The sequence below is a fragment of the Rubrivirga aquatilis genome, assembly GCF_046845665.1.
In the GTDB taxonomy this organism is placed as follows: Bacteria; Bacteroidota; Rhodothermia; order Rhodothermales; family Rubricoccaceae; genus Rubrivirga.
This window is the reverse complement of the sequence record NZ_CP177355.1, coordinates 1,701,558-1,722,801: the sequence shown is the minus strand read 5'-3', so window position 1 is coordinate 1,722,801 and position 21,244 is coordinate 1,701,558. Positions and strand designations below refer to the sequence as shown.

17 protein-coding genes are annotated in these 21,244 nt (G+C 72.5%); 5 read left to right on the top strand and 12 right to left on the bottom strand.

From position 1 onward, the window contains the following. Window positions 1-27: 27 nt before the first annotated feature. Both ACLII4_RS07500 and ACLII4_RS07495 read right to left on the bottom strand, forming a co-directional pair. On the bottom strand, window positions 28-1,440 hold the full coding sequence (locus ACLII4_RS07500) for a sensor histidine kinase (RefSeq protein WP_412070281.1): 1,413 nt from the start codon (window positions 1,438-1,440) through the stop codon (window positions 28-30). 91 nt (window positions 1,441-1,531) lie between these two features. Beyond that, a complete protein-coding gene (locus ACLII4_RS07495) occupies window positions 1,532-3,184 on the bottom strand; it encodes an FAD-dependent oxidoreductase (protein WP_412070280.1) in 1,653 nt (550 codons plus the stop codon). A 205-nt stretch (window positions 3,185-3,389) separates the two neighbouring features. On the opposite strand from ACLII4_RS07495, the gene uvrA reads away from it, so the two are divergent. Beyond that, a complete protein-coding gene (gene uvrA, locus ACLII4_RS07490) occupies window positions 3,390-6,398 on the top strand; it encodes an excinuclease ABC subunit UvrA (RefSeq protein ID WP_412070279.1) in 3,009 nt (1,002 codons plus the stop codon). A 38-nt stretch (window positions 6,399-6,436) separates the two neighbouring features. Here the strand turns inward: uvrA and ACLII4_RS07485 are convergent, their stop codons facing one another. Continuing rightward, a complete protein-coding gene (locus ACLII4_RS07485; RefSeq protein WP_412070278.1) occupies window positions 6,437-7,162 on the bottom strand; it encodes a hypothetical protein in 726 nt (241 codons plus the stop codon). Between the two features lie 83 nt (window positions 7,163-7,245). Here ACLII4_RS07485 and ACLII4_RS07480 point away from each other — a divergent pair, with 83 nt between their 5' ends. From ACLII4_RS07480 to purE, 3 genes are all read left to right on the top strand, one after another. Further along, window positions 7,246-8,361, top strand: coding sequence for a 5-(carboxyamino)imidazole ribonucleotide synthase (locus ACLII4_RS07480; RefSeq protein WP_412070277.1), 1,116 nt, complete (start codon window positions 7,246-7,248; stop codon window positions 8,359-8,361). Window positions 8,362-8,413: 52 nt separating this feature from the next. Next, on the top strand, window positions 8,414-9,214 hold the full coding sequence (locus ACLII4_RS07475) for a DUF1206 domain-containing protein (RefSeq protein WP_412070276.1): 801 nt from the start codon (window positions 8,414-8,416) through the stop codon (window positions 9,212-9,214). 61 nt (window positions 9,215-9,275) lie between these two features. After that, entirely contained in the window at window positions 9,276-9,776 is a 501-nt protein-coding gene (gene purE / locus ACLII4_RS07470; RefSeq protein WP_412070275.1) for a 5-(carboxyamino)imidazole ribonucleotide mutase, read from the top strand. Window positions 9,777-9,804: 28 nt separating this feature from the next. Here the strand turns inward: purE and ACLII4_RS07465 are convergent, their stop codons facing one another. The 9 genes from ACLII4_RS07465 to ffh all read right to left on the bottom strand — a co-directional run bounded on the left by ACLII4_RS07465 (window position 9,805) and on the right by ffh (window position 20,486). Continuing rightward, window positions 9,805-11,700: a PDZ domain-containing protein gene (locus ACLII4_RS07465; protein WP_412070274.1), complete on the bottom strand. Its 1,896-nt coding sequence runs from the start codon at window positions 11,698-11,700 to the stop codon at window positions 9,805-9,807. A gap of 93 nt (window positions 11,701-11,793) precedes the next feature. Continuing rightward, window positions 11,794-14,169, bottom strand: coding sequence for a GWxTD domain-containing protein (locus tag ACLII4_RS07460; protein WP_412070273.1), 2,376 nt, complete (start codon window positions 14,167-14,169; stop codon window positions 11,794-11,796). Between the two features lie 429 nt (window positions 14,170-14,598). Beyond that, a complete protein-coding gene (gene smpB / locus ACLII4_RS07455; protein WP_412070272.1) occupies window positions 14,599-15,054 on the bottom strand; it encodes an SsrA-binding protein SmpB in 456 nt (151 codons plus the stop codon). Between the two features lie 2 nt (window positions 15,055-15,056). After that, complete coding sequence (locus ACLII4_RS07450) at window positions 15,057-15,815, bottom strand: MqnA/MqnD/SBP family protein (protein ID WP_412070271.1); 759 nt, start codon at window positions 15,813-15,815, stop codon at window positions 15,057-15,059. A 112-nt stretch (window positions 15,816-15,927) separates the two neighbouring features. After that, window positions 15,928-16,281 carry a 50S ribosomal protein L19 gene (gene rplS / locus ACLII4_RS07445; RefSeq protein ID WP_412070270.1) on the bottom strand — a complete coding sequence of 118 codons (354 nt, stop codon included), beginning with the start codon at window positions 16,279-16,281 and terminating at the stop codon, window positions 15,928-15,930. Between the two features lie 85 nt (window positions 16,282-16,366). Further along, window positions 16,367-17,089: a tRNA (guanosine(37)-N1)-methyltransferase TrmD gene (gene trmD, locus ACLII4_RS07440; protein WP_412070269.1), complete on the bottom strand. Its 723-nt coding sequence runs from the start codon at window positions 17,087-17,089 to the stop codon at window positions 16,367-16,369. Between the two features lie 91 nt (window positions 17,090-17,180). Continuing rightward, window positions 17,181-17,726 carry a ribosome maturation factor RimM gene (rimM, locus tag ACLII4_RS07435; RefSeq protein WP_412070268.1) on the bottom strand — a complete coding sequence of 182 codons (546 nt, stop codon included), beginning with the start codon at window positions 17,724-17,726 and terminating at the stop codon, window positions 17,181-17,183. Between the two features lie 140 nt (window positions 17,727-17,866). Further along, window positions 17,867-19,036: a 30S ribosomal protein S16 gene (gene rpsP, locus ACLII4_RS07430; protein WP_412070267.1), complete on the bottom strand. Its 1,170-nt coding sequence runs from the start codon at window positions 19,034-19,036 to the stop codon at window positions 17,867-17,869. 97 nt (window positions 19,037-19,133) lie between these two features. Continuing rightward, window positions 19,134-20,486, bottom strand: a complete 1,353-nt coding sequence (ffh, locus tag ACLII4_RS07425) for a signal recognition particle protein (RefSeq protein WP_412070266.1) — start codon at window positions 20,484-20,486, stop codon at window positions 19,134-19,136. A 313-nt stretch (window positions 20,487-20,799) separates the two neighbouring features. On the opposite strand from ffh, the gene ACLII4_RS07420 reads away from it, so the two are divergent. Next, complete coding sequence (locus ACLII4_RS07420; protein WP_412070265.1) at window positions 20,800-21,234, top strand: hypothetical protein; 435 nt, start codon at window positions 20,800-20,802, stop codon at window positions 21,232-21,234. Window positions 21,235-21,244: the final 10 nt, after the last annotated feature.

Here is a 21,244-nt window from a genome sequence, read left to right as displayed (position 1 = left end):
GGGGGTGCCGAGCGAACCCCTCCGGCCCTACGCCCCCTCCGGCGAGGGCGCCGGCGCGTCGATGGGCAGGCACACCGTGAACGTCGTCGCCCCCGGCTCGCTGACGACGTCGATCCGGCCGCTGTGCTGCGCCACGATCCGCTGGACCACGTCGAGCCCCAGGCCCGTCCCCGCGCCGGGCGCCTTGGTGGTGAAGAAGGGCTCCCAGATGCGCGCCAGTGTCTCCTCCGGGATCCCGTCGCCGTCGTTCGTCAGCGCCACGCACACCAGCTGCCCCTCGACCCAGGTCCGGATCGCCAGCGTCCCGCCCTCGTCGGCCGCGTCGATGGCGTTGTCCACGAGGTTCGTCCAGACCTGATTGATCTCGCCAGGGAAGACGCACACCTCAGGCAGGTCGTCGGCGTAGTCGCGCTCGACCGTCAGGTTCTTCGCGCGCACGCTGTGGCCCAGCATCGTCAGCGTCTGATCGATGCCCTCGCGGAGGTCCGTCGCCTGGCGCGCCGGCGCGCGGTCCATGTGCGAGTAGGACTTCACCGAGGCCACCAGCTCCGAGATCCGCCCGGCCGACCGCTCGATCTCGCCCACCAGCCGCTCGACGGCCATCCCCTTCTCGATCCACAGCACCATGTCGCCGACCGCGCCCTCGGGCACCTCGGCCGCGAGCTGGTCGAGGGCGCTCGGCGTGGCGCCCTCCTCGGCCAGCACCTCGGCCACCATGTAGGCGTGCGGCACGCCGTGGTCGTCGAGCCAGTCTGCCAGCTCGTCCTCCCTCGCGCTCCGGTCGAGCGCCGACATCGAGCCCGGCGACGGGGCCGTGCACGTCCGGAAGGCGGCGCGCGCGGCCTCCACCTGGTCCGGAGAGAGCCCGTGGCCCACCAACCGCGACACGAGGGGCATCATGCTGGCGAACCGCTCCCCGAGGTCCGACGCCCCACGCGCGATCGCAGCGGCGGGGTTGTTGAGCTCGTGCGCCAGCCCGGCTGACAGCTTGCCGAGGGCCAGCATCTTTTCGCGCTGCTGATCGAGACGCGACGTCTCGCGCACGCGGTCCGTCATCCGGGCGACCAGCCGCTGGCCGACCTCGGGCATCCGCTCCATCATCTCCCAGAAGTGCCGCTTGTGGAGCACCGCGATCCGCACGGCCTCCACCACGACGCCTTCGCCAGCGAACGTCTCCATGCGCGAGAACGGGAGCAGCCCGGAGATCTCGCCCGCGCGGATCGTTGCGAACGGCAGCCGCTGCCCGCCGTCCTTGGCGGTGAAGATCTGGAAGGACCCGTCGAGCACGATGAACATCTCCTCGGCCACATCGCCGCTCTCGAAGGGCCGGGTGCCTTTGGCGTGCGTTCGCTCCTCGGTGGTCTCCGCCAGCCACGCGAGATCGGCGGGGGCTTGGTCCCGAAACTCGGGGACGATCTCGAAATCGGCGGCGGTCAGCATGGGAGTCGGAGGGATGGAGGGGTACGGGATGGGAGAGCGATCCGGGGCTCGCGATGGGCGCCTCTGCCCATCTCTCGATCCCGCATCCCTCTTACAGCGACGCGAGGTGGCGGTGCATGAACGCGACGGCGACCGAGCCCTCGCCGACGGCGGACGCCACGCGCTTGACGGACTCGTGGCGCACGTCGCCGGCCACAAAGACGCCGGGCACGCTGGCCTCCAGCAGGAACGGCGCACGGTCGAGCGGCCAGCCCGAGAGGTCGGCCCCCGCGAGGTCGGGCCCGGTCCGGAGAAAGCCGCGCTCGTCCCGAGCCAGCAGGTCGGCGAGCCACTCGGTCTTGGGCGCGGCCCCGATGAACACGAACACGTAGTGCGTCTCGACCTCTCGCGACTCGCCGGTGCCGTTGTCGCGGATCGTCACGCGCTCCAGCCGGTCGTCGCCGTGGCACGCCGTGATCTCGGCGCCCAGCAGCACCTCGATGGCACCGTGCGCCTCGATGCGGTCGACGAGGTACTGGCTCATGCTCTTGGCGAGGTCGCCGCTGCGGACCAGCATGGTCACGTTCGAGGCGTACTCGGCAAAGTGGAGCGCCGCCTGCCCCGCCGAATTGCCCGCGCCGACCACGAACACCTGCTCGTCGGTGCACGACATCGCCTCGGTCATCGCGGCCCCGTAGTACACCCCGCGCCCTTCGAGCCGGTCCGCCCCGTCGGCGGGCAGCTTGCGCCAGTCGACCCCGAGCGACAGCATCAGCGTGTGGCACGCGATCTCGCCGCCGCCCGCCAGCTCCAGCACCTTGTACGGGCCCTCGACCCGCACCGCCGCCACCTCGACCGGCGACAGGATCTCGACGCCGAACCGCCGCGCCTGCGACACGCCCCGCCGCGCCAGGTCGGCGCCCGACAGGCCGGACGGGAAGCCGAGGTAGTTCTCGATCCGCGACGACGTGCCGGCCTGCCCGCCCGGCGCCTCGCGCTCCACCAACACCGTCTTCAAGCCCTCGGACGCCCCGTAGACGGCGCTCGCGAGGCCGGCCGGGCCGCCGCCGATGATCGCGAGGTCGTAGAAGTCGCGCTCGGCCTGGTGCTGCAGCCCCGCCGCCTCGGCCACCTCCACGTTCGACGGGTTCGCCAGCCGGCCGCCCCCGGGCGTGAGCACGAGCGGGAGCGCGTCGTCGCCCGCGAGCCGCTGCGCCTCGTCGTCGCGCTCGATGTCGAGGAACGTGTACGGGATCTGGTTGCGGGACAGGAAGTCGCGCAAGCGGTGGCCGTCGGCGCCCCACCGGTCGCCGACGACACGGAGCCCGCCGTAACCGGGCCGCCACGCCGCGCGCCAGTCCGCCAGCAGGTCGTCGAGGACGGGGTACAGCTTCTCTTCGGGCGGGTCCCACGGCTTGAGCAGGTAGTAGTCGACGCGGCCCTCGTTGAGCGCGGCGAGGGCGGCGTCGGTGTCGGCGTACGCCGTCAACAGGGCGCGCTTGGCGCCCGGCGCGTGCTCGGCCGACTCCCTCAGCGTTGCCACGCCGTCGAGACCGGGCATCCGCTGGTCCGAGAGCACGAGCGCCACGGCCTCGCCCCGCTCCGCCAGCTGGCGGACGGCGTCGACGGCCTCGGCGCCCGACGTGGTCCGGATAACGCGGTAGTCCTCACCGTAACGCCGCCGTAGGTCCCGGGCGACGGCGCGGAGCACCTCGGGGTCGTCGTCGACGACGACGATGGCGGGGTTTGGGCGGGCGTCGGCCATGGGTCGCGGGCAGAGAGAACGCCGCCTACGCGGATCGGACGGCGTGGCTCCGCCGGCCCGCCTCGGTGAAGCGTCCGCCGAGGCGGACCCGCTGACACGACGGCGGCACCGGGCCGTGCTAGCTCTCCGGCTGCGCCGGACGGAACGGCGCCCCCCACCGCCGGTTCTCACCGGCCGCCTCCCGCCTCTCCCCGGACGCCTCCGCATGGACGACCGAATCTTGATCCGCGGTGCCCGCGAGCACAACCTCCAGGGCATCGACCTCGACATCCCCCGCAACGAGCTGGTGGTCATCACCGGCCTCAGCGGCTCCGGCAAGTCGAGCCTCGCCTTCGACACCATCTACGCCGAGGGCCAGCGGCGCTACATGGAGTCGCTCTCGTCGTACGCCCGCCAGTTTCTGGGCGTCATGGAGCGGCCCGACGTGGACTTTATCGACGGCCTGAGCCCGGTCATCGCCATCGAGCAGAAGACGGTGTCCCGCAACCCGCGCTCGACGGTCGGCACGGTGACGGAGATCTACGACTTTATGCGCCTGCTCTACGCCCGGGCGGGCGAGGCGTATTCGTACAAGTCCGGCCGGCCGATGCGGCGGCAGTCCGACGACGAGATCATCGACGCCATCGCGGCCTTCCCCGAGGGCACGCGCGTCCAGATCCTGGCGCCGGTCGTGCGCGGGCGCAAGGGCCACTACCGCGACCTGTTCGAGCAGGTCGCCAAGCAGGGGTTCGAGCGGGTCCGGACGGATGGCGAGGTGCGCGAGATCACCAAGGGCATGCAGCTCGACCGCTACAAGGTTCACGACGTCGAGGTCGTGGTCGACCGGCTGATCGTCAAGCCCGAGATCCGGCCGCGCGTGGCCCAGGCCGTCGAGATCGCGCTCGGCATGGGCGGCGGGACGCTGATCGCGCAGGTCGACAAAAGCGGCGATCCGGAGGCGCAGGCGGAGGGCGACACGCTGTTCTCGCGGCACCTCACCGCGCCCGAGGACGGCCTCAGCTACGACGACCCGTCCCCCAACTCGTTCTCGTTCAACAGCCCGTACGGCGCCTGCCCGGCATGCAACGGACTCGGCGTGCGCAAGGAGATCGACCCGGACCTTGTCGTCCCGAACCCCAAAAAGAGCATCGCCGAGGGCGCGCTCGCGCCACTGGGCAAGCCCCGCGACGTGTGGGTCTTTAGCCAGCTCGCGGCGGTCGCCGAGGTCTACGGCTTCGACTACGAGACGCCGTTCCAGGACCTCACCGACCAGCAGCGCGGCGTCATTCTCGACGGCGCGGGCGACGAGCAGTTCGACATCGCGTACCGCTACAAGGGGCGCCAGGTGACGTACCAGCACCGCTACGGCGGCGTCTACGGGCACGTCCAGCACACGCTCGACAACGCGTCCTCGAAGTCGCAGCGGCAGTGGGGCGAGGCGTTCATGCGCATCCGCGCCTGCAAGGTGTGCGAGGGCGGCCGCCTCAAGCCCGAGTCTCTGAGCTACCGCATCGGCAACACGCACACGTACGACGGTGACGCCTCGATCGCGGACCTGGTGCAGATGGACCTGCGCGCGGTCCGCCAGTGGTTCGACGACCTGGAACTGGAGGGACGGCAGGCCACGATCGGCGAGCCCATCGTCAAGGAGATCCGCGAGCGCTTGGACTTCCTGCTCAACGTCGGGCTCGACTACCTCACGCTCGACCGCCCCGCGCGGACGCTGTCGGGCGGCGAGTCCCAGCGGATCCGGCTCGCGACCCAGATCGGGACGCAGCTCACGGGCGTCTTGTACGTGCTCGACGAGCCGTCGATCGGGCTCCACCCCCGCGACAACGCCAAGCTGATCGCCAGCCTGACCGCCCTGCGCGACCTGGGCAACTCCGTGCTCGTCGTCGAGCACGACCGCGAGATGATCGAGGCGGCCGACTTCGTGGTCGACCTAGGGCCCGGCGCGGGCGAGTTCGGCGGGCTCCTGCTGGCGGCCGGGCCGCCCGAGACGATCTCGACGTTCGAGGGCGACGGCGCCCCGCCCGAGTCGCTGACGACGGCGTATCTCGCCGGCCTACGCGCCGTCCCGACCCCCAAGGAGAGCGAGCGGCGCACGGGCAACGGCACGTCGATCACGCTCACCGGCGCACGCGGCCACAACCTCGACGCGGTCGACCTCGAGGTCCCGCTCGGCACGCTGACGGTCGTCACCGGCGTCTCCGGGTCGGGCAAGTCGTCGCTCATCAACCAGACGCTCGCGCCGATCCTGGCCCAGCACTTCCACAACGCGCGCACGGTCCCGCTCCCCTACGCCGACATCACCGGCCTGGAGCACGTCGACAAGGTGATCGCCATCGACCAGTCGCCGATCGGGCGGACGCCGCGCTCGAACCCGGCGACCTACACGGGTTTGTTTGGCCTGATCCGGGATCTGTTTGCACGGCTCCCCGAGTCCGAGATCCGGGGCTACAAGCCGGGGCGGTTCTCGTTCAACGTCAAGGGCGGGCGGTGCGAGACGTGCAAGGGCGCCGGCATCATGAAGCTCGAGATGAACTTCCTCCCGGACGTCTACGTCGAGTGCGAGACGTGCAAGGGGCGGCGCTACAACGCCGAGACGCTGGGCGTCAAGTTCAAGGGCAAGAGCATCGCCGAGGTGCTCGAGATGCCGGTCTCGGAGGCGCTCGACTTTTTCAGCGCCGTCCCCCGCATCGCCCGCAAGCTCCGCACGCTCGACGCGGTCGGGCTGGGCTACATCCGGCTCGGCCAGCAGGCCACGACGGTCTCGGGCGGCGAGGCCCAGCGCATCAAGCTCTCCAAGGAGCTCTCGCGCCCCGGGACGGGCCGCACGCTCTACATCCTGGACGAGCCCACGACCGGCCTCCACTTCGAGGACGTCCGGCACCTCCTACTCGTGCTTCAGGCGCTCGTCGACAAGGGCAACACGGTCCTCGTCATCGAGCACAACATGGACGTCGCCAAGCAGGCCGACTGGGTCGTCGACCTCGGGCCAGACGGCGGCGCGGGCGGCGGGCACATCCTCTATGCCGGCACGCCCGAGGGGCTCGCGCAAGCGGACACGCCGACGGCGCCGTTCCTCGCCGAGGAGTTGGAGCGCGCCAAGACGGAGGGCGGCCTCGGCCTCAACGTCCGCGAGATCGACCTCGACGTGCTCAACGGGGGCGAGGTCGACGACGACGAGTCCGACGAGGTCGAAGAGGACGAGCCAGAAGATGCGGAGGCGTAGCGCGAGCGGACGTCGGAATCGGCCGTGACTGTCTAGCGCTACCCGTGCCGCCGCTCGACCGCCACGTCGTCGATCCAGCCCTCCATCGCGGCGGGCGCCCGGTTCGGAAACCGGCGCAGCGCGTACGGCACCACGCGCCGGTGCGTCGGCACGACGAGGCCATCGAAGGCGCGCGGCGCGTGGCAGAAGTGGGCGCCGTGAGCGATCGGCCCGAACACGTCGGCCGTGTAGTCGAGGCGGCGCAGGAGACCGTCGGGCCCGAAGGAGAACGTCTGCTCGCGGCTGTGCGTCGGGATCGACGGCGGGAAGGTGGCGACCAAGCGGCGGAGCGGACCGCCGGGGCCGTCGACGGGCGGGAGCTCGCGCGTGGCGATCTCGGGGCGAGCCAGGAGGAACGGCGTCGTGCCGTAGTTCCAGAAGGCGTAGGCGAGGAAGTTGAGCTCGTCGAGCGCGTCCCAGAGCCGGCCCTGGCGCTGGCCCGCGGGCGTCCGCGGGCGGCGCTGGAGGACGGTGCCGTCGGCGTCCTCGATCCAGACCTCGTCGCCGTCGAGCACGCCCACGCGGCCGGGCCCGGGGAACGGATCGAGGCGGGCGTGGACGCGGTGCGCGGCGAGCGACGCCGTGAGCGCGCGCGTCCGCGGCGACCGCCCCCGGAGCATCAGGATGTTGCCCCGCACACGGAGCCGAAAGCGGAGCGTGTCGACCGTGCGCCACGTCTCGGCGCCGCCGTGCGCGGCGATGGCGGTGTCGAGGAGGTCGGACATGGAAGCGGTGGCGGGGTCCGGCCAAGCTAGGCGGACGAGGCGTGAGACCGCCGGTAGCTTGCGGGGTCTCCCCTCTCGTGCCCGTGCTCCCCATCCTCGGCATCCTCGGCGGCGGCCAGCTCGCCCGCATGACCGCGCTCGCCGCGAATCGCTTGGGCGTCTCGGTCCGCGTGCTCGCCGACCACGAGAGCGGGACCGGCCGCGCCTTCGCCGACATCACCGTCGCCGACTGGTGCGACGCTGGGGTCCTCGCGGACTGGGCCGCCGGCTGCGACGCGATCACGGTCGAGAGCGAGTGGGCCCCGGCCGACGCGCTCGTCGCCGCCGCGCCGGGTGCCGTCGTCCGGCCGGGCGTCGCGCCGCTCGTCACCATCCGCCACAAGGGGCGCCAGCGGGCGGCGTTCACCGACGCCGGCCTGCCCCAGCCCGACCACGCCTGGGCACGGACGCTCCCGCAAGCACAGGCGGCGGTCACCCGCTACGGCGCCGCCGTTCTGAAGCGCTTTGAGGGCTCGTACGACGGCTACGGCAACGCCACGTGCCGCACGCCCGCCGACGTCGACGCGGCGTGGGAGGCGCTCGCGGCCGACGACGGCCTGCTCGTCGAGTCGTTCGTCGACTTCCGCGCCGAAGCGGCCGTGACGGTCGCGCGGCGGCCGGGCGGCCAAGCCGCCGTGTACCCGGCCGTCCGCAGCGAGCACCGCGACCACCGGCTCTGGGCCGCGACCGCGCCGGCCGACCTCGGCGACGCCGCCGAGGCCGAGGCCCGGCGCGTGGCGCTGGCGACGGTCGCCGCGCTCGACCTGACCGGCGTGGCGACGGTCGAGCTGTTCGTCGTCGGCGACGCCGTGCTCGTCAACGAGGTCGCGCCCCGGCCCCACAACACGGCGCACCTGACGATCGACGCGAGCCACACGTCGCAGTTCGAGAACCACGTCCGCGCCGTCCTCGACTGGCCGCTCGGCGAGCCGGGCCTGCGCGTGCCGGCGGCCTGCATGGTCAACGTGCTCGGCGACCGCGAGGGCGACACGGCCCCCGAGATCGGCGACGCCCTCGCGGTGCCCGGCGCGAGCGTCCACCTCTACGGCAAGGACACCGTCCGGCCCCAGCGCAAGATGGGCCACGTGACCGTCACGGCCGACGACGCCGCGACGGCCCGCGACCGCGCCGAGGCCGCCGCCGCCGCCATCCGGCTGTAGCGCGGACCCACAGCCGGGGCCAAGGAGTCGAACGGCCCCCCTCTCTCTCGCCATGTCGACCGCCGTCACCCGCCACCCCCTCGAAACCGCCGGCCGCATCGGCTACGCCTTCAAAGGCGTGCTCTACGTGCTCCTGGGCGCCCTGGCCGTCGACACCGCGCTCGACGGCGGGTCGACGGAGGGCCAGCGCGGCGCGCTCCAGACGGTCGCCGAGACCACGTTCGGAGGCGTCCTGCTGACGGCGCTCGCGCTCGGGCTGGCGGCGTACGCCGTGTGGCGGCTGGCGATGGCCGTGCTCGACCCCGAACGCGAGGGGACCGACACGGAGGGGCTCGTCAGGCGCGTCGGGTTTGTCGTCAGCGGGCTGTCGTACGCCGCGCTCGCGGTCGCCGCGTACCGGATCCTCCAGAGCGGCGGGGGTGGCGGCGCCGGCGCCTCGGAGGGCGCCCAGGCGGCGCTCGCGCTCCCGGGCGGACGGCTCGTGCTGGGGCTCGTGGCGCTCGCGATCGGCGGGTTCGGCGTCTACGAGATCGTCCGCGCCCGGCGCGGCGACTTTATGGACAAGCTGGCCCTGAGCGGGGAGGCGGCCAGTCAGCGCGAGACGGTCCGCCGGCTCGGGCAGGTCGGCCTCACGGCTCGCGGCGTGGTCTACGGCATCATCGGGGTGGCGCTGGCGGTCGCCGCGCTCCAGTCCGACGCGTCGGAGGCCGTGGGCCTCGACGGCGCGCTCACGACGTTGCGCGACCAGCCCTACGGCGCGGTCTTGCTCGGCGGGGTCGGGCTCGGGCTGGCGGCGTACGGGCTGTACTGCGGAATCAACGCCCGGTACCGGCGCTTCGAAGGCGACCAATAGCGAGTGTGGGGGGCGGACCCTCTGGGAGCGCGATCTTTCCCCTCCACCCTCCCCCTCTCCGATGTCCTCCCCTTTCGTCGGCCTCGCCATGGGCTCCGAGTCCGACTGGCCCACCATGGAGGCCGCCGCCGACGTGCTCCGCGCCTTCGGCGTCCCGTTCGAAGCGCGCGTCCTCTCCGCCCACCGCACGCCGGACGCGATGGCCGACTACGCCCGGACGGCCCGGGGCCGAGGCCTCAAGGTGATCGTGGCCGGGGCTGGCGGCGCGGCGCACCTCCCAGGCATGATCGCCGCCTCGACGACGCTCCCCGTGGTCGGCGTGCCGGTGCAGACGCGGGCGCTCGACGGGATGGACTCGCTGCTGTCGATCGTCCAGATGCCGGGCGGGGTGCCCGTCGCGACGGTCGCCATTGGGCAGGCCAAGAACGCAGCGCTGCTGGCGGTCCAGATCCTGGCGACGGCCGACCCGATGCTGGCGGTCGCGCTGGAGGCGTACAAGGCCGACCTCCGCGATCAGGTGGCCGGGATGGACGCGTCGGTGCAGGCGAAGGCCGCCGGCTAGCGGCAGTCCCCTCGGCTCGGTGACGCGGTCAGCCTGCGGGCGGCGCCCCGTCCCCGCCCGCGCCCTCGAACCGGTCCACGAGTGTCGCCAGCCGCGCGTACTGCCGCGCCTGCGCTTGCTCGCGCCGCTCGGCCACGCGGAGCGCCTCCGCTAGCGACCGCGACGCGGCGTCGAGCGCCTTGCGCTCCTCGGTGCTGTAGCCGCGCCCCTGCCCGTGCGTGCCCAGCGCGAGCACACCGACGACCTCGTCCTCGGCCGACCGCAGCGGCACGCGGAGCACGAACGTGGGGTCTTCCCAGACCTGCTCCGAGCAGGCCGGCAGCGCCGCCGCGTCGAGCGTGGCCTCGGCCCACGCCAGCGCCTCCTCCCGCGTCACGCCCTCGACGGCGACGGCCTCCCAGCCCTCGGGGTCGAGGTCGAGCACGGCCGCGCGGTCGGTGTGGAGCGCCTCGCGGACGGCGGCGATCGCGACGCGCCCGATCTCGCCCGGCGAGGCGACGACCTGGCGCCCCGCCAGCAGGAGCGGCAGCCGCTCGGTGATCCTCTCGCGCGCCCGCGCGAGGTCCGCATCGGCCCGGCTCGTCAGCCACTCGCGGACAGGGTTGAACACGACGAGCGCCACGACGGCCGCGAGCGCCGCCGCGACCGAGTCGGCCCCGTCGCCCATCGAGACCCGGAGCCCGACGCGCAGCGCCTCGGCGCCGCCCGCGAAGACGGCCGCCAGCCCCAGCGTCGCCGCGCCGACCGCGGCGGACCGGGCGATCCACAGGTCGGCGTCCCACGGCCGGAACTTGAGGGCGCCCGCGAGCACGCCGAGCGGGATGGCCGCCAGCCCGAGGTTGAGCAGGATCGTCGTGCCCTTCTGGAACAGGTACCCCGTCGCGCGGCGCCCAGGGTCGAGCGCCGGCACGAGTTCGTGGGCGTACGGGACGGCCACCAGCATCGCGACGAACACGCCGAGCGGGAGCACGACCCACTTCATCTGCTGGCGGACGTCGGCCGCCGCCGAGCGGCGGTACTTCTGGACGAGCCCCAAGACCGGGAGCCCGACGATCCCGATGAGGAGCCCCTGCCCCATCAGGTCGAACGCGGTGCGGGGCAGGTCGAGAAGGTCGGCTGCGATCACCATGCCGAGGACGACGGCCAAGCCGACCGCCGCGATCCGCCCGGTCCGCCGCGTCCACGGCGGTCCGTACCGGCCGTCGGGGAACCGGACGAGCGCGCTCGTCACGAGGGGCAGCGCGCTCGCGGCTACGATGATCGCCACCCCCACCACGGCGACGGCCCACATCCCGATGGCCCCCACGAGGTCCGTGTTCTGGAGGGGCCCGAACCCGAACATGCCGGCGACGGCGACGAGCGCCGTCCCGAGCTGGGCGCGGTAGCCCCGGCCCCGCGCCCGGACGAACAGCGTCGCCCCGGCCCCGATAAAGGCCAGCAGCGCCAGCACCATGAGCGCGTCGCTCACCGCGCTCATGGCGCTCCGGGACAGCCCGAACCGGCGCGCGTCGGCCGTCGCCTGCCGCCCGGCGACGACCGTCAGCGTCCGCTCGGCACCGCCGCGCTCGACGACGACCGAGAACGTGTCGCCGACGGTTTTGAAGCGGCGCAGCGTCTCCATCCGCGCCGCCTCGGCGCGCGTGATCGTGTCGCCGTCGACGACGAGCACCCGGTCGCCCGGCCGGAGCCCGGCCAGCGCGAGGTCCCCCCGCACGAGGTCGGCGACGACGACCGTGCGGTCGGGCCCGACCCGGATCGGCGCCTCGGCCCACGTCCGGTCCGGGAGCTGCGTCGCGGCGACCACGCCCGCGACGGCGACGGTCAGCACCGCGAGGGCGACGGCCCAGCGGACCGGCTGGCGAAGCCGTCGGGCGGCCAGGCGCCGACGCGTTCGGAGCGGGATCGACCGACGGGTGCGCGACATGTCTGGAGGCTAGCACGCCCCGGCCCGCTCGGGCAACAGGAGGAACCGAGGAATGGAGGCGCTACCGGGATGGGGGGGGCGCCTCCCCTCCCGCTACTCCAGCATCAGGTCCGTCTCGCGCTCGGCCTCGGCACCCGAGACCCGGTCGCGGACCGTGACGGTCAGCGTGTAAAGGCCGGGCTCCTGGCCGGTCGCGTCGAGGAAGAGGTAGACCGTGTCGTCGGGCCGGTCGCCCTGGACCTCGAAGGCCGAGGAGACGGCCGTGCCGTCGCCGCCGAAGACGCGCCGCGCCAGCCGCCGCAGGCCGCGCGCGGTGTCCTTGGGCCGCAGGCTCGCCTCGACCTCGTAGTCGGTCCGGCCGTCGGCCTGGCCGAGCCCGTAGGCCTCGAAGTACATGTAGATCGGGTCGCCGACGCCGAAGACGCCCCATGGGGCGGGCTGGACCGAGACGCCGTCGCGGAAGACGCGGCCCGGCACGGGCGCGTCGGCCTCCTGGGCGTCGTACGCCAGCAGCACGTCGGAGAGCGCGAGCCGGTCGCCCGAGAAGTCGGGCACGTCGACGTCGCGGCGCTGGACGGCGCTCGTCCCGCCGGAGGCGGTCTCGAACTCGAGCGACACCTGGTAGCCGTCGCCGGGCACGGCCGTCAGCGGCTCGGTGCTGGTCCACAGCCGGGTCTGCTCGAACGGCACGATCTGGGCGCCCCTGAGGCCGTAGACCGTCCGCCGCCGCTCGACGAGGAGGTCGCGCGCGGGCCCGATCAGGAACGCGCCCGTCTTGACGGTCACGTCGACGTCCTCCTGCACGGCCGTGTCGGCATTGGGCGCGGCGGCGACGGGGATCCCGTAGTTGACGTAGAGGTCGGTCCGGCCGGCCTCGCCCTTGAAGGCGGCCACGCGGAACGGGAGCTGCACCTGGCGGCCGGGCGCCTGGAACTGGTAGCGCTCGGGCTGGCGGCGGACCTCGGCCTGCGCCCGCTCCACGAAGTCCATGGCCCCAGGGTTGCGCGTGCCGACGAGTCCGAACACGTCGGCGGGCGGCGAATACAGGCGGAACTGGCCGTTGCGCCCCGGGTCCTCGAACACGAAGCGGACGCCGTCGCCGTAGTCCCACACGTTGAACCGGTTGGCCGCCTGCAACCCCGCGTCGACGGCGTCGATGGCGAACCCGTCGCTGCGCCCGGCGAACTGCTCGACGACCGCGCCGAACCCGCCCTCGATGACCACGTCGGTCTCGGGCGGCCCGTAGCGGACGTGCAGCCGGCCCCGCTCCGTGTCCCACCCGGCGATGTCGAGGTCCTCGGAGCGGTACAGCAGCTCGGCCGTCACCAGCCGGGCGTAGTGCTCCGTCTTGCGCTCGTTGACCTCGTTGAGGAACCGGGGGTCGCGGCTGGTCCAGTAGCGGTTCGCGAAGCCGTCGGGGTCGTCGCGGAAGGCGCGCCACTCTTCGGGCGGCAGGATCAAAGTGAGGTCGGTAAAGGCCTCCCGGGTGTCGTCGTCCATCAACTCGAGGGCCTGCGTGAACGCCACGTCGGCGGCCTCGTAGTTGCCGAGCCGGTGGTTCACCATCCCCGTGTAGAGCCACATCCCGGCCTCCTCGGGAAAGTGGACGTACATCTCGGCAAGGTCCGGGAGCACATCCTCGTACTGGCCTGCGAGCGTCGCCAGCCGGACGGCGTGGTCGTAGACCGGCCGTCGGCGCGGGTCGGCCTGCAGCGACCGGCGCAGGTGGAAGACCGCCTCGTCGTAGGAGGCTTCGGCGCGGGGCGCGAAGTCGGTGACCGCCACGCCCCGGCGGCGCAGTTCGTTGATGTCGAACCGGTCCGCGATCTCTTCCCCAAACTGGCCGCCCAACGCCGAGCCCACGTTGCCGGTGACGCCCGCGTCGGTGGCCTCGATGTTGGTGATTCCGGGCGTCCCGAGCTCGTTCTCTTGCGTTGGGGCCTCGACACCGTCCTCGTTGGCGGTGACGCCCGGGTCGCGGAACTCGAGGCCTTGGAACTTGAGCGCGTTCCGGTACTGGTAGTAGTCGACGATGGCCTGGACGCCGAGCTCCTCGTGTGCGAAGGCGTTGGTGGAGTCGATGGTCAGCAGGTGCTGGGCGATCTCGCGGCGGCGGCGCGCGCGGTAGATCTCCTGGAGCAGGTTCCAGGTGTCGGCGCGGTACTGCTCCAGCTGCGCGACGAGGTAGACGACGTTGTCGGGCTCGAGCGCGAGCGCCGCCTCGATCTCGTTGCCTGCGCGCCGCTCGTCGCGGGCCGGGTTGTTCTCGTCGTAGAGCACGCGCGCCAGCAGGTAGTGCGCCTCGGCGTCGCCGGGGGACGCCGAGACGGCCTGGCCGAGCAGGCGGACGGCGTCGCCGAAGCGGCCCTCGCTGTAGGCTTCGAGCCCGCGCTCCGTCGGCGTCGCGGTCTGCGCGGCGGGGGCCGCGACGGCGAGCGCGAGGAGGGCGAGGGCGAGAGCAGTGCGCATCGGGGACCGGGACGTGCCGGGGGCGGGAGGTGCCCCAACGTCGGGGCCCGGCGCGGCCGTGTCAAGGCATGCCGGGGAGGACGTGTGCGGAGCGTGCGCTGAGGCGTGCCTGAGGCGACGGGGTTCGCGCCAGGACACCCTCACCCTGCCCCTCTCCCGAGGGGAGAGGGGACGTCCTAGTGGGCTCAAGCCAGCCGACGGGCGGGGCCCTCCGACTGATCCTCCCCTCCTGGACGGGAGGGGCCGGGGGAGGGCGACCGGCTTGCGCCAGCAGGTGGGCTTGCGCTCGGCTCGACGCCGTTGCAGGCAACGGCGCTACGGGGAGTCTCGCGCCAGCAGGCGAAGGAAACGCACAGCGAGGCGCCGAGCCGGTTCTCGAATGAGGCAACCGGGGCCTCCTCTGCTCCTCGTCTCCTCCGCTCGCTCTCCCTACCGCTCCTTCATCACGCGGTCGAGCCGTCGCTTCGACTCGCGCTCGGCGATGGTATTCCGCTTGTCGACGGTCTTCTTGCCCTTGCCGAGCACCACCTCGATCTTCGCCCGGCCGTCCTTGAAGTAGATCTTGGTCGGGATGATGGTCATCCCTTTCTGCTCGGTCCCCTTGCGGAGCTTGTCGATCTCGGCCTGGTGCAGGAGCAGTCGCCGCGTCTGGCGCGGCTCGTGGTTGAAGTGCCCGCCCATCTCGTACGGTGGGATCGTCAGGTTGACGATGTCGGCGCCCTGGCGGGTGAGCTTGACGAACGACTCGGCGATCTGGGCCGAGCCCTGGCGCAGCGACTTCACCTCCGAGCCCGTCAGCACGACGCCCGCCTCGAAGCGCTCGAGGATCTCGTAGTCGAACCCGGCCCGGCGGTTCGTGGCGATGGTCTTGCGTCCCTCGGCCATCGCTACTCGTCCTCGTCGTCGGCTTCCTCGTCCGCCTCGGGGACGGTCAGGAAGGGGACGGCTGGGACGTCGCTGAGCGTGCCCGTCGCGAAGAGGTACTCCGCGATCTGGTCCAGCCCGTCGTTGGCGTAGCCGTCGAGCGTGAGTTGGTAGGCGAGCACGCCGTCGTGGTCGAGGCCGGCCGGCCCGGCGGCGCGGATGGCGCCCCGGATGCGCATCGCGGCGACGGTGTCGAGCGTTCCCGCCAGCGCCGCCAGCAGGCCCCACGGGTAGGGGCGCAGCGTCAGGTCGGTCCACTCCTGCCCGATGTCGAGCGCGAAGGCGCCCTCCGGGACCGGGTCGCGGTAGCCGACGAGCGCGGCCGACGACGTCGCGAGCGCGTCGGCGACGGGGGCCTCGGGGTCGGACAGCGCGAACGTCGCGGCGCTGCCGTAGTGCTCGCGCAGGACGAGCTGCGTTAGCAGGGCCTCCTGCGAGTCTCGGGGGTCAAAGGCGATCGTCTCGATGGCATCGAGGGCCGAGCCGACGACCAGTTGGCGACGCGGGCTCCGCTCGCCGGCGAGCACCACGCCCGGCACGACGGCGAGCCCGCTGGGGGCGCGCAGCACGTCGAGCGTCGGGACGAGCGCGAGGTCGACGCCGCCTTCGTCGAGCGCCGCGCGAGCCTCGTGCGGCTCGATCTCGACGGTCTCAGTGACGAGGTCGGCCAGGGCCGACGCTAGCGCCCGTGCGGGCGGAACAGGCCAGACAGCGAGACGCATGAGATCGCAGAGAGAAGGGAGAAAATGAGAGGAGAAGACGACAGAGCGCCGGCCCGCGCGGGCTGGAGCGCGTCCTCTTCTCCTCTACACGTCTGCTCGTCTCCTCCTGCCCTTAGGAGCGGCGGCGCTCGGTGATCCGGGCGGCCTTGCCGCGGAGCCCGCGGAGGTAGTAGAGCTTGGCGCGGCGGACGCGGCCGTAGCGGACGACCTCGATCTTGGAGACGCGCGGGCTGGCGAACGGGAAGATCCGCTCGACGCCGACGCCGTTCGAGATCTTGCGCACGGTGAAGCTCTCGGCCGTCCCGCCGTTCTGGATCGAGATCACGACGCCCTCGAAGAGCTGGACGCGCTCCTTGTCGCCCTCGATCACGCGGACGTGCACGCGGACGGTGTCGCCCGAGTCGAAGGTGGGGATGTCGTCGCGGAGCTGGGTGGCCTCCACGAGGCCCATGAGGTCGGTCGCCATGGCTGAATCGGCTGGGGTGAGTGCGCCGTCGGCGCGAACATGAAAGGTAGGGAGTGGCGAGGCAGAGACGCGCCCGGGATGCGGTCTACAGCGATTCTTCGCCCGCCCCCTCTGCGCCGTCGTCGGCACCGCCCAGGAGGTCCGGGCGGCGCTCGCGCGTGCGCTCCAGGCGCTGCGCCTCGCGCCACGCCAGGATGGCGTTGTGGTCGCCCGAGCGCAGGACGGGCGGGACCTCGAGGCCCCGGAAGTCGGCGGGGCGCGTGTAGCTGGGCGCGTCGAGCAGGCCGTCCTGGAACGAGTCGCTGAGCGCCGAGCCCGCGTCGCCGAGCACGCCCGGGACGAGCCGGGCGACGGCGTCGATGAGCACGAGCGCCGGGAGCTCGCCGCCGGAGAGCACGTAGTCGCCGACCGAGATCTCGCGCGTGACGAGCGTGTCGCGGACGCGCTGGTCGACGTTTTTGTAATGCCCCGCGATGAGCAAGAGCTTGCCCGTCAGCGAGAGCTGGTTGGCCATAGGCTGGGTCAGCGTCTCGCCGTCGGGCGTCAGGAAGATGACATCGTCGTAGGGCCCGTGCTCGGCCTGGAGCGCCTCGATGCACGCGAAGAGCGGCTCGGGCTTGAGCACCATCCCGCCCATCCCGCCGTACGGGATGTCGTCGATCTGGCGGTGCTTGCCGGGCGCCCAGTCGCGCAAGTCGTGGACGGCCACCTCGACGAGCCCCTTGTCCTGCGCCCGCTGCAGGATCGAGTGCTGCAACGGGCTCTGGACGAGGCCGGGCAGCGCGGTGACGAGGTCGAAGCGGATCATCGGGATGGGGACTGTGGGGACTCCGGGGACGGGAGGGACTCAGGGCTCGGGGCGACGCCCCTCAGTCCCGAGTCCCCACAGTCCCCAGTCCCTACTCCTCGATCAGCCCCTCCGGGGGGCGGACGTAGAGACGGCGGGCGGTGAGGTCGAGGCGCAAGACGAACTCCGGCACGTCGGGCAGGAGCACCTGCGCGGCGCCCGGCCGGTCGATGGCGAAGAGCAGCTGGGCCCCCTCGTAGACGTCGGCGACGGTGCCGAACGGCTCGTCGGCTTCGGCGCCGGACTCATCCACGAGGAAGACCGCCAGCCCGACCAGGTCGTGCAGGTAGGCCTCGCCCTCCGCGAGCGGCGGCAGGTCGTCGACATCCGCCCACAGCATCGCGCCGCGGAGCTCCTCGGCGGCCTCGATCGAGTCGACGTCGGCGAACGCCAGCAGGGGGACGGTGCGGCCCTTGGGGTACTGGAAGCGGACGCCGTCGAGGGCCATCTCGCGGGCGCGGTCTTCGGGGCCGACGAACAGGCGTTCGAGGTCGGCGAACCGCTCGGGCGTGTCAGTCTCGGGGACGGCTTTGAGCTCGCCTCGGACGCCGTGGGGGCGGCCGACACGGCCCATCAAGAGCAGACGGTCGGGGTCCATGGAAGGGTGGGTCTCGGTGGTCGGTCAGCGGTGGTCGGCGGCCGGTCCGGGCGGGACCGACGGCCGATCAGCGGCGACCGTCAACAGAAAACGGGCGGGGCCAGCACGCGCTGACCCCGCCCGTCGATCCTGCGGGTGCGCTACGCCTTGAGCGACTCGACGTAGGCGGCGTGCCCGTCGGTGTCGCCGGCGGCCAGCAGGCGGGCCTGCTCGCGCCACGCCTCCTCGTTGCCGCCGGTCGAGGAGCCGGCCTCGGAGAAGATCTCCTGGAGGCGCTCGTCGGACAGGTCGGCGAGGGCGGCGTAGGTCGTGACCCCGGCGTCGGTCAGGATGCCGGAGTACTTCGGGCCGACGCCCGAGAGCGCGGTGAGGTCGTCGGCCGCGTCGGCGTCGGCAGCCGGGGCCTCCTCGGCGGGGGCCGACTCAGCGGCGGCCTCCTCGGTGGCGACCGTCTCCGGCTCGGGCGCCGCCTCCTCGGCCGGCGCCTCAACGGCGTCGGCCTCGCTGGCGCCAGCGTCCGTCTGGTCCGCAACCTCCTCGCCCGCCTCGGCGGCGACGGCCTCGGTCGTCTCCTCGGTGGTGGCGGGCTGCTCCTCGGCGGCGTCCGGGGCGGCCTCGGCGACCGTCTCGGGCGCGGCCTCGGCGACGGCCTCCTCGGCGGCCTCCGGCGTCTCGTCCGGGGCGGCCTCGGCGACGGGCTCGCTGGCAGCGTCCGCCGCGGGCGCGGCGTCGGCCGGGGCCGACGTGTCGGCGGCCTCCGTGAGCGCCTCCGAGTCGGCGGCGGCGGCGGCGGCCTCGTCGCGGGCGGCCTCGGCGGCGGCGCGCTCCTCGGCCTCGGCGGCCTCGCGCTGGGCGCGGAGCTCGGCCTCGCGCTCGGCGCGGACCTTGGCGAGTTCGGCAGCCTTCTCCTTGGCGGCGGCCTTCTCGGCAGCCAAGGCGTCGGCGCGGCGCTCGGCCCGCGTCTTCTTACCGGTCGACGCGGCCTTCTCGGCGCGGCGCGCCTTGAACTCCTCGACGGCCGTCTCGATCTCCTCGGCGGTGGCCCCGGCGCGGGTCATCGACCAGCGCATCAGGATGCCCTCCTTCTGGAGCAGGTTGCGGACCGTGTGCGACGGCTGGGCGCCCTGGCCGAGCCAGTACAGGATGCGCTCGGCGTTGAACTTGACCTGCGCGGGCTCGGAGATCGGCTCGTAGCGGCCGAGGTCTTCGATGAACTTGCCGTCGCGGGGCGAGCGGCTGTCGGTGGCGACCAGGCCGTAGACGGGCAGCTGCTTGCGGCCCATGCGGCGGAATCGGAGCTTGACGGACATTCGGGGTAGGGGGTTAAACGTTGAAGGTTGAAAGGTTGAAGGTTGGCAGTCGGTTCGAACGTTCGAACCTTCCTCGTTTCAACCTTCGCACGCCGGGCTAGCGCCCGGTCAGGAGTTGGTTGGCGTCGACGGGACGGCCCTTGCCTTGGAGCTTGGACATCGTCTTCATCATCTTCTTCATCTCGCGGAACTGCTTGAGGAGCGCGTTGACGTCCTGCACTTCCAGGCCGGCGCCCTTGGCGATCCGGCGGCGGCGCGAGCCGTTCATCTGGTCGGGGTTGGCCCGCTCGAACGGCGTCATCGACTGGATGAGCGCCTCGATGTGCTTGAAGGCGTCGTCGTCGACGTCGATCTGCTTGATGGCCTTGCCGACGCCGGGGATCATGCCCAGAAGGTCCTTGAGCGACCCCATGTTCTTGATCTTCTGGAGCTGGTCGTAGAAGTCCTGGAGGTCGAAGTCCTGGGTGCGGAACTTGCGCTGCAGCTTCTCGGCCTCCTCGACGTCGAACTGCTCCTGGGCCTTCTCGACGAACGAGACCACGTCGCCCATGCCCAGGATGCGCTGGGCCATCCGGTCGGGGTAGAACTCGGTGAGCGCGTCGAGCTTCTCGCCGGTCCCGGCGAACTTGATCGGCTTCTCGACGACCGAGCGGATCGACAGGGCGGCCCCGCCCCTCGTGTCGCCGTCGAGCTTCGTCAGGACGACGCCGTCGATGTCGAGCCGGTCGTTGAAGGCCTTGGCCGTGTTGACGGCGTCCTGGCCCGTCATCGCGTCGACGACGAACAGGATCTCGTCGGGCTCGGTGGCCGCCTTGATGGCGACGACCTCGTCCATCATGGCCTCGTCGACGTGCAGGCGGCCGGCGGTGTCGATGATGATGGTGTCGCGGCCCATCCGGCGCGCCTCGGCGACGGCCTTGCGGGCCACGTCGACGGCGTCCTTGACCGGCACGCCGTCGGCCCCGCGGATCGAGAAGACCGGGACGCCGACCTGGCCGGCCAACGTCTCGAGCTGGTCGACGGCGGCCGGGCGGTACACGTCGGCGGCGGCGACCATCGGGCTACGGCCCTTGCTCTTGAGGAAGAGCGCCAGCTTGCCGACGAACGTCGTCTTGCCTGCGCCCTGCAGGCCGGCCACCAGGATCACCGTCGGCGGCTTCTTGGCGGTGTTGAGGTCGACGTGGACGTCGCCGAGCAGGTACACGAGCTCGTCGTAGACGTGCTTGACGAACTGCTGGCCGGGATTGACGGCCTGCAGGACCTTCTCGTCGGTGACGTGCGCCTTCACCTTGTTGGTGAAGTCCTTGGCGACCTGGTAGTTGACGTCGGCGTCGAGGAGCGCGCGGCGGACCTCGCGCATCGTCTCGGCGATGTTGAGGTCGTTGATCCGGCCCTCGCCCTTGACGGACTTCAGGGCGACATCAAGCTTGTCGGACAGCGTTTCGAACATTCGGAGGGGGCCTGGGGGACGGTGGGGGTCGCAGCGAGCGCCAGAGGTTCTGGCGGGCCGCGCGGGCGGGGCGGGGTCGCGGGGTGCCGCCCGATGTCCAGTCGGGGGTCCACCGGGGCGGCCGTAGCCCTGCCCGGGGGTGTCCGGGACGAGGCGACGACAAAAGTAGGGAGCGGCCCTGCGCGAGCCGGTGAAGGGCTGGCGGATATGGGCGGGCCTCCCGACTGGCGGTGCGGCCCGCGGCGGGGACGTTAAATGGGCTGGCGCGCGCCGCCGGCCTGACGCAAGCTGGCACGCCCCTCCCCTCTCAGTCATGCGCCTGCTCCTGCTCGCCGCCCTCGTCGCCCTCCCACTCGCCGCCGCCGGCTGCGACACGACGCGCGACACCTACGGGTGCACGCTGATCGGCTGCTCCGACGCCCTCCTCGTCCGGGTCGCGACGGTCGGCCCGCCCCCCAGCGGCCGCTACGTCGTCCGGGCCACCGGCGACGAGACTCGGTCGTGCGCGTTCACGCTGGCGCCCGACGCGACCGACACCGGCGACGGGTGCCTGGGAGTCTGGATCGACGACGGCGACTTGGTGGTGACGCTGGAACCGCTGCGGGGCGCGCTGCGCATTGATGTCGAGCGTGACGACGCCCTCGTCGCCCGGGGCTCGGGCGTGGCCGTCTACGAGCCGCAGTACCCCAACGGCGTCCGCTGCGGGGCCGTCTGCGAGGTCGCCCGCGTCACGGTCGGCGGGCTGTAGCGTCCGCACC

Coding starts and splice junctions, on each gene's coding strand:
- ACLII4_RS07465 (WP_412070274.1), bottom strand. CDS start 11,700: ATGTCGCGCACCCGTCGGTCGATCCCGCTCCGAACGCGTCGGCGCCTG.
- ACLII4_RS07450 (WP_412070271.1), bottom strand. CDS start 15,815: ATGCGTCTCGCTGTCTGGCCTGTTCCGCCCGCACGGGCGCTAGCGTCG.
- ACLII4_RS07475 (WP_412070276.1), top strand. CDS start 8,414: ATGTCGACCGCCGTCACCCGCCACCCCCTCGAAACCGCCGGCCGCATC.
- purE (WP_412070275.1), top strand. CDS start 9,276: ATGTCCTCCCCTTTCGTCGGCCTCGCCATGGGCTCCGAGTCCGACTGG.
- rplS (WP_412070270.1), bottom strand. CDS start 16,281: ATGGCGACCGACCTCATGGGCCTCGTGGAGGCCACCCAGCTCCGCGAC.
- ACLII4_RS07460 (WP_412070273.1), bottom strand. CDS start 14,169: ATGCGCACTGCTCTCGCCCTCGCCCTCCTCGCGCTCGCCGTCGCGGCC.
- rimM (WP_412070268.1), bottom strand. CDS start 17,726: ATGGACCCCGACCGTCTGCTCTTGATGGGCCGTGTCGGCCGCCCCCAC.
- rpsP (WP_412070267.1), bottom strand. CDS start 19,036: ATGTCCGTCAAGCTCCGATTCCGCCGCATGGGCCGCAAGCAGCTGCCC.
- ACLII4_RS07495 (WP_412070280.1), bottom strand. CDS start 3,184: ATGGCCGACGCCCGCCCAAACCCCGCCATCGTCGTCGTCGACGACGAC.
- ACLII4_RS07485 (WP_412070278.1), bottom strand. CDS start 7,162: ATGTCCGACCTCCTCGACACCGCCATCGCCGCGCACGGCGGCGCCGAG.
- ACLII4_RS07500 (WP_412070281.1), bottom strand. CDS start 1,440: ATGCTGACCGCCGCCGATTTCGAGATCGTCCCCGAGTTTCGGGACCAA.
- ffh (WP_412070266.1), bottom strand. CDS start 20,486: ATGTTCGAAACGCTGTCCGACAAGCTTGATGTCGCCCTGAAGTCCGTC.
- smpB (WP_412070272.1), bottom strand. CDS start 15,054: ATGGCCGAGGGACGCAAGACCATCGCCACGAACCGCCGGGCCGGGTTC.
- uvrA (WP_412070279.1), top strand. CDS start 3,390: ATGGACGACCGAATCTTGATCCGCGGTGCCCGCGAGCACAACCTCCAG.
- trmD (WP_412070269.1), bottom strand. CDS start 17,089: ATGATCCGCTTCGACCTCGTCACCGCGCTGCCCGGCCTCGTCCAGAGC.
- ACLII4_RS07420 (WP_412070265.1), top strand. CDS start 20,800: ATGCGCCTGCTCCTGCTCGCCGCCCTCGTCGCCCTCCCACTCGCCGCC.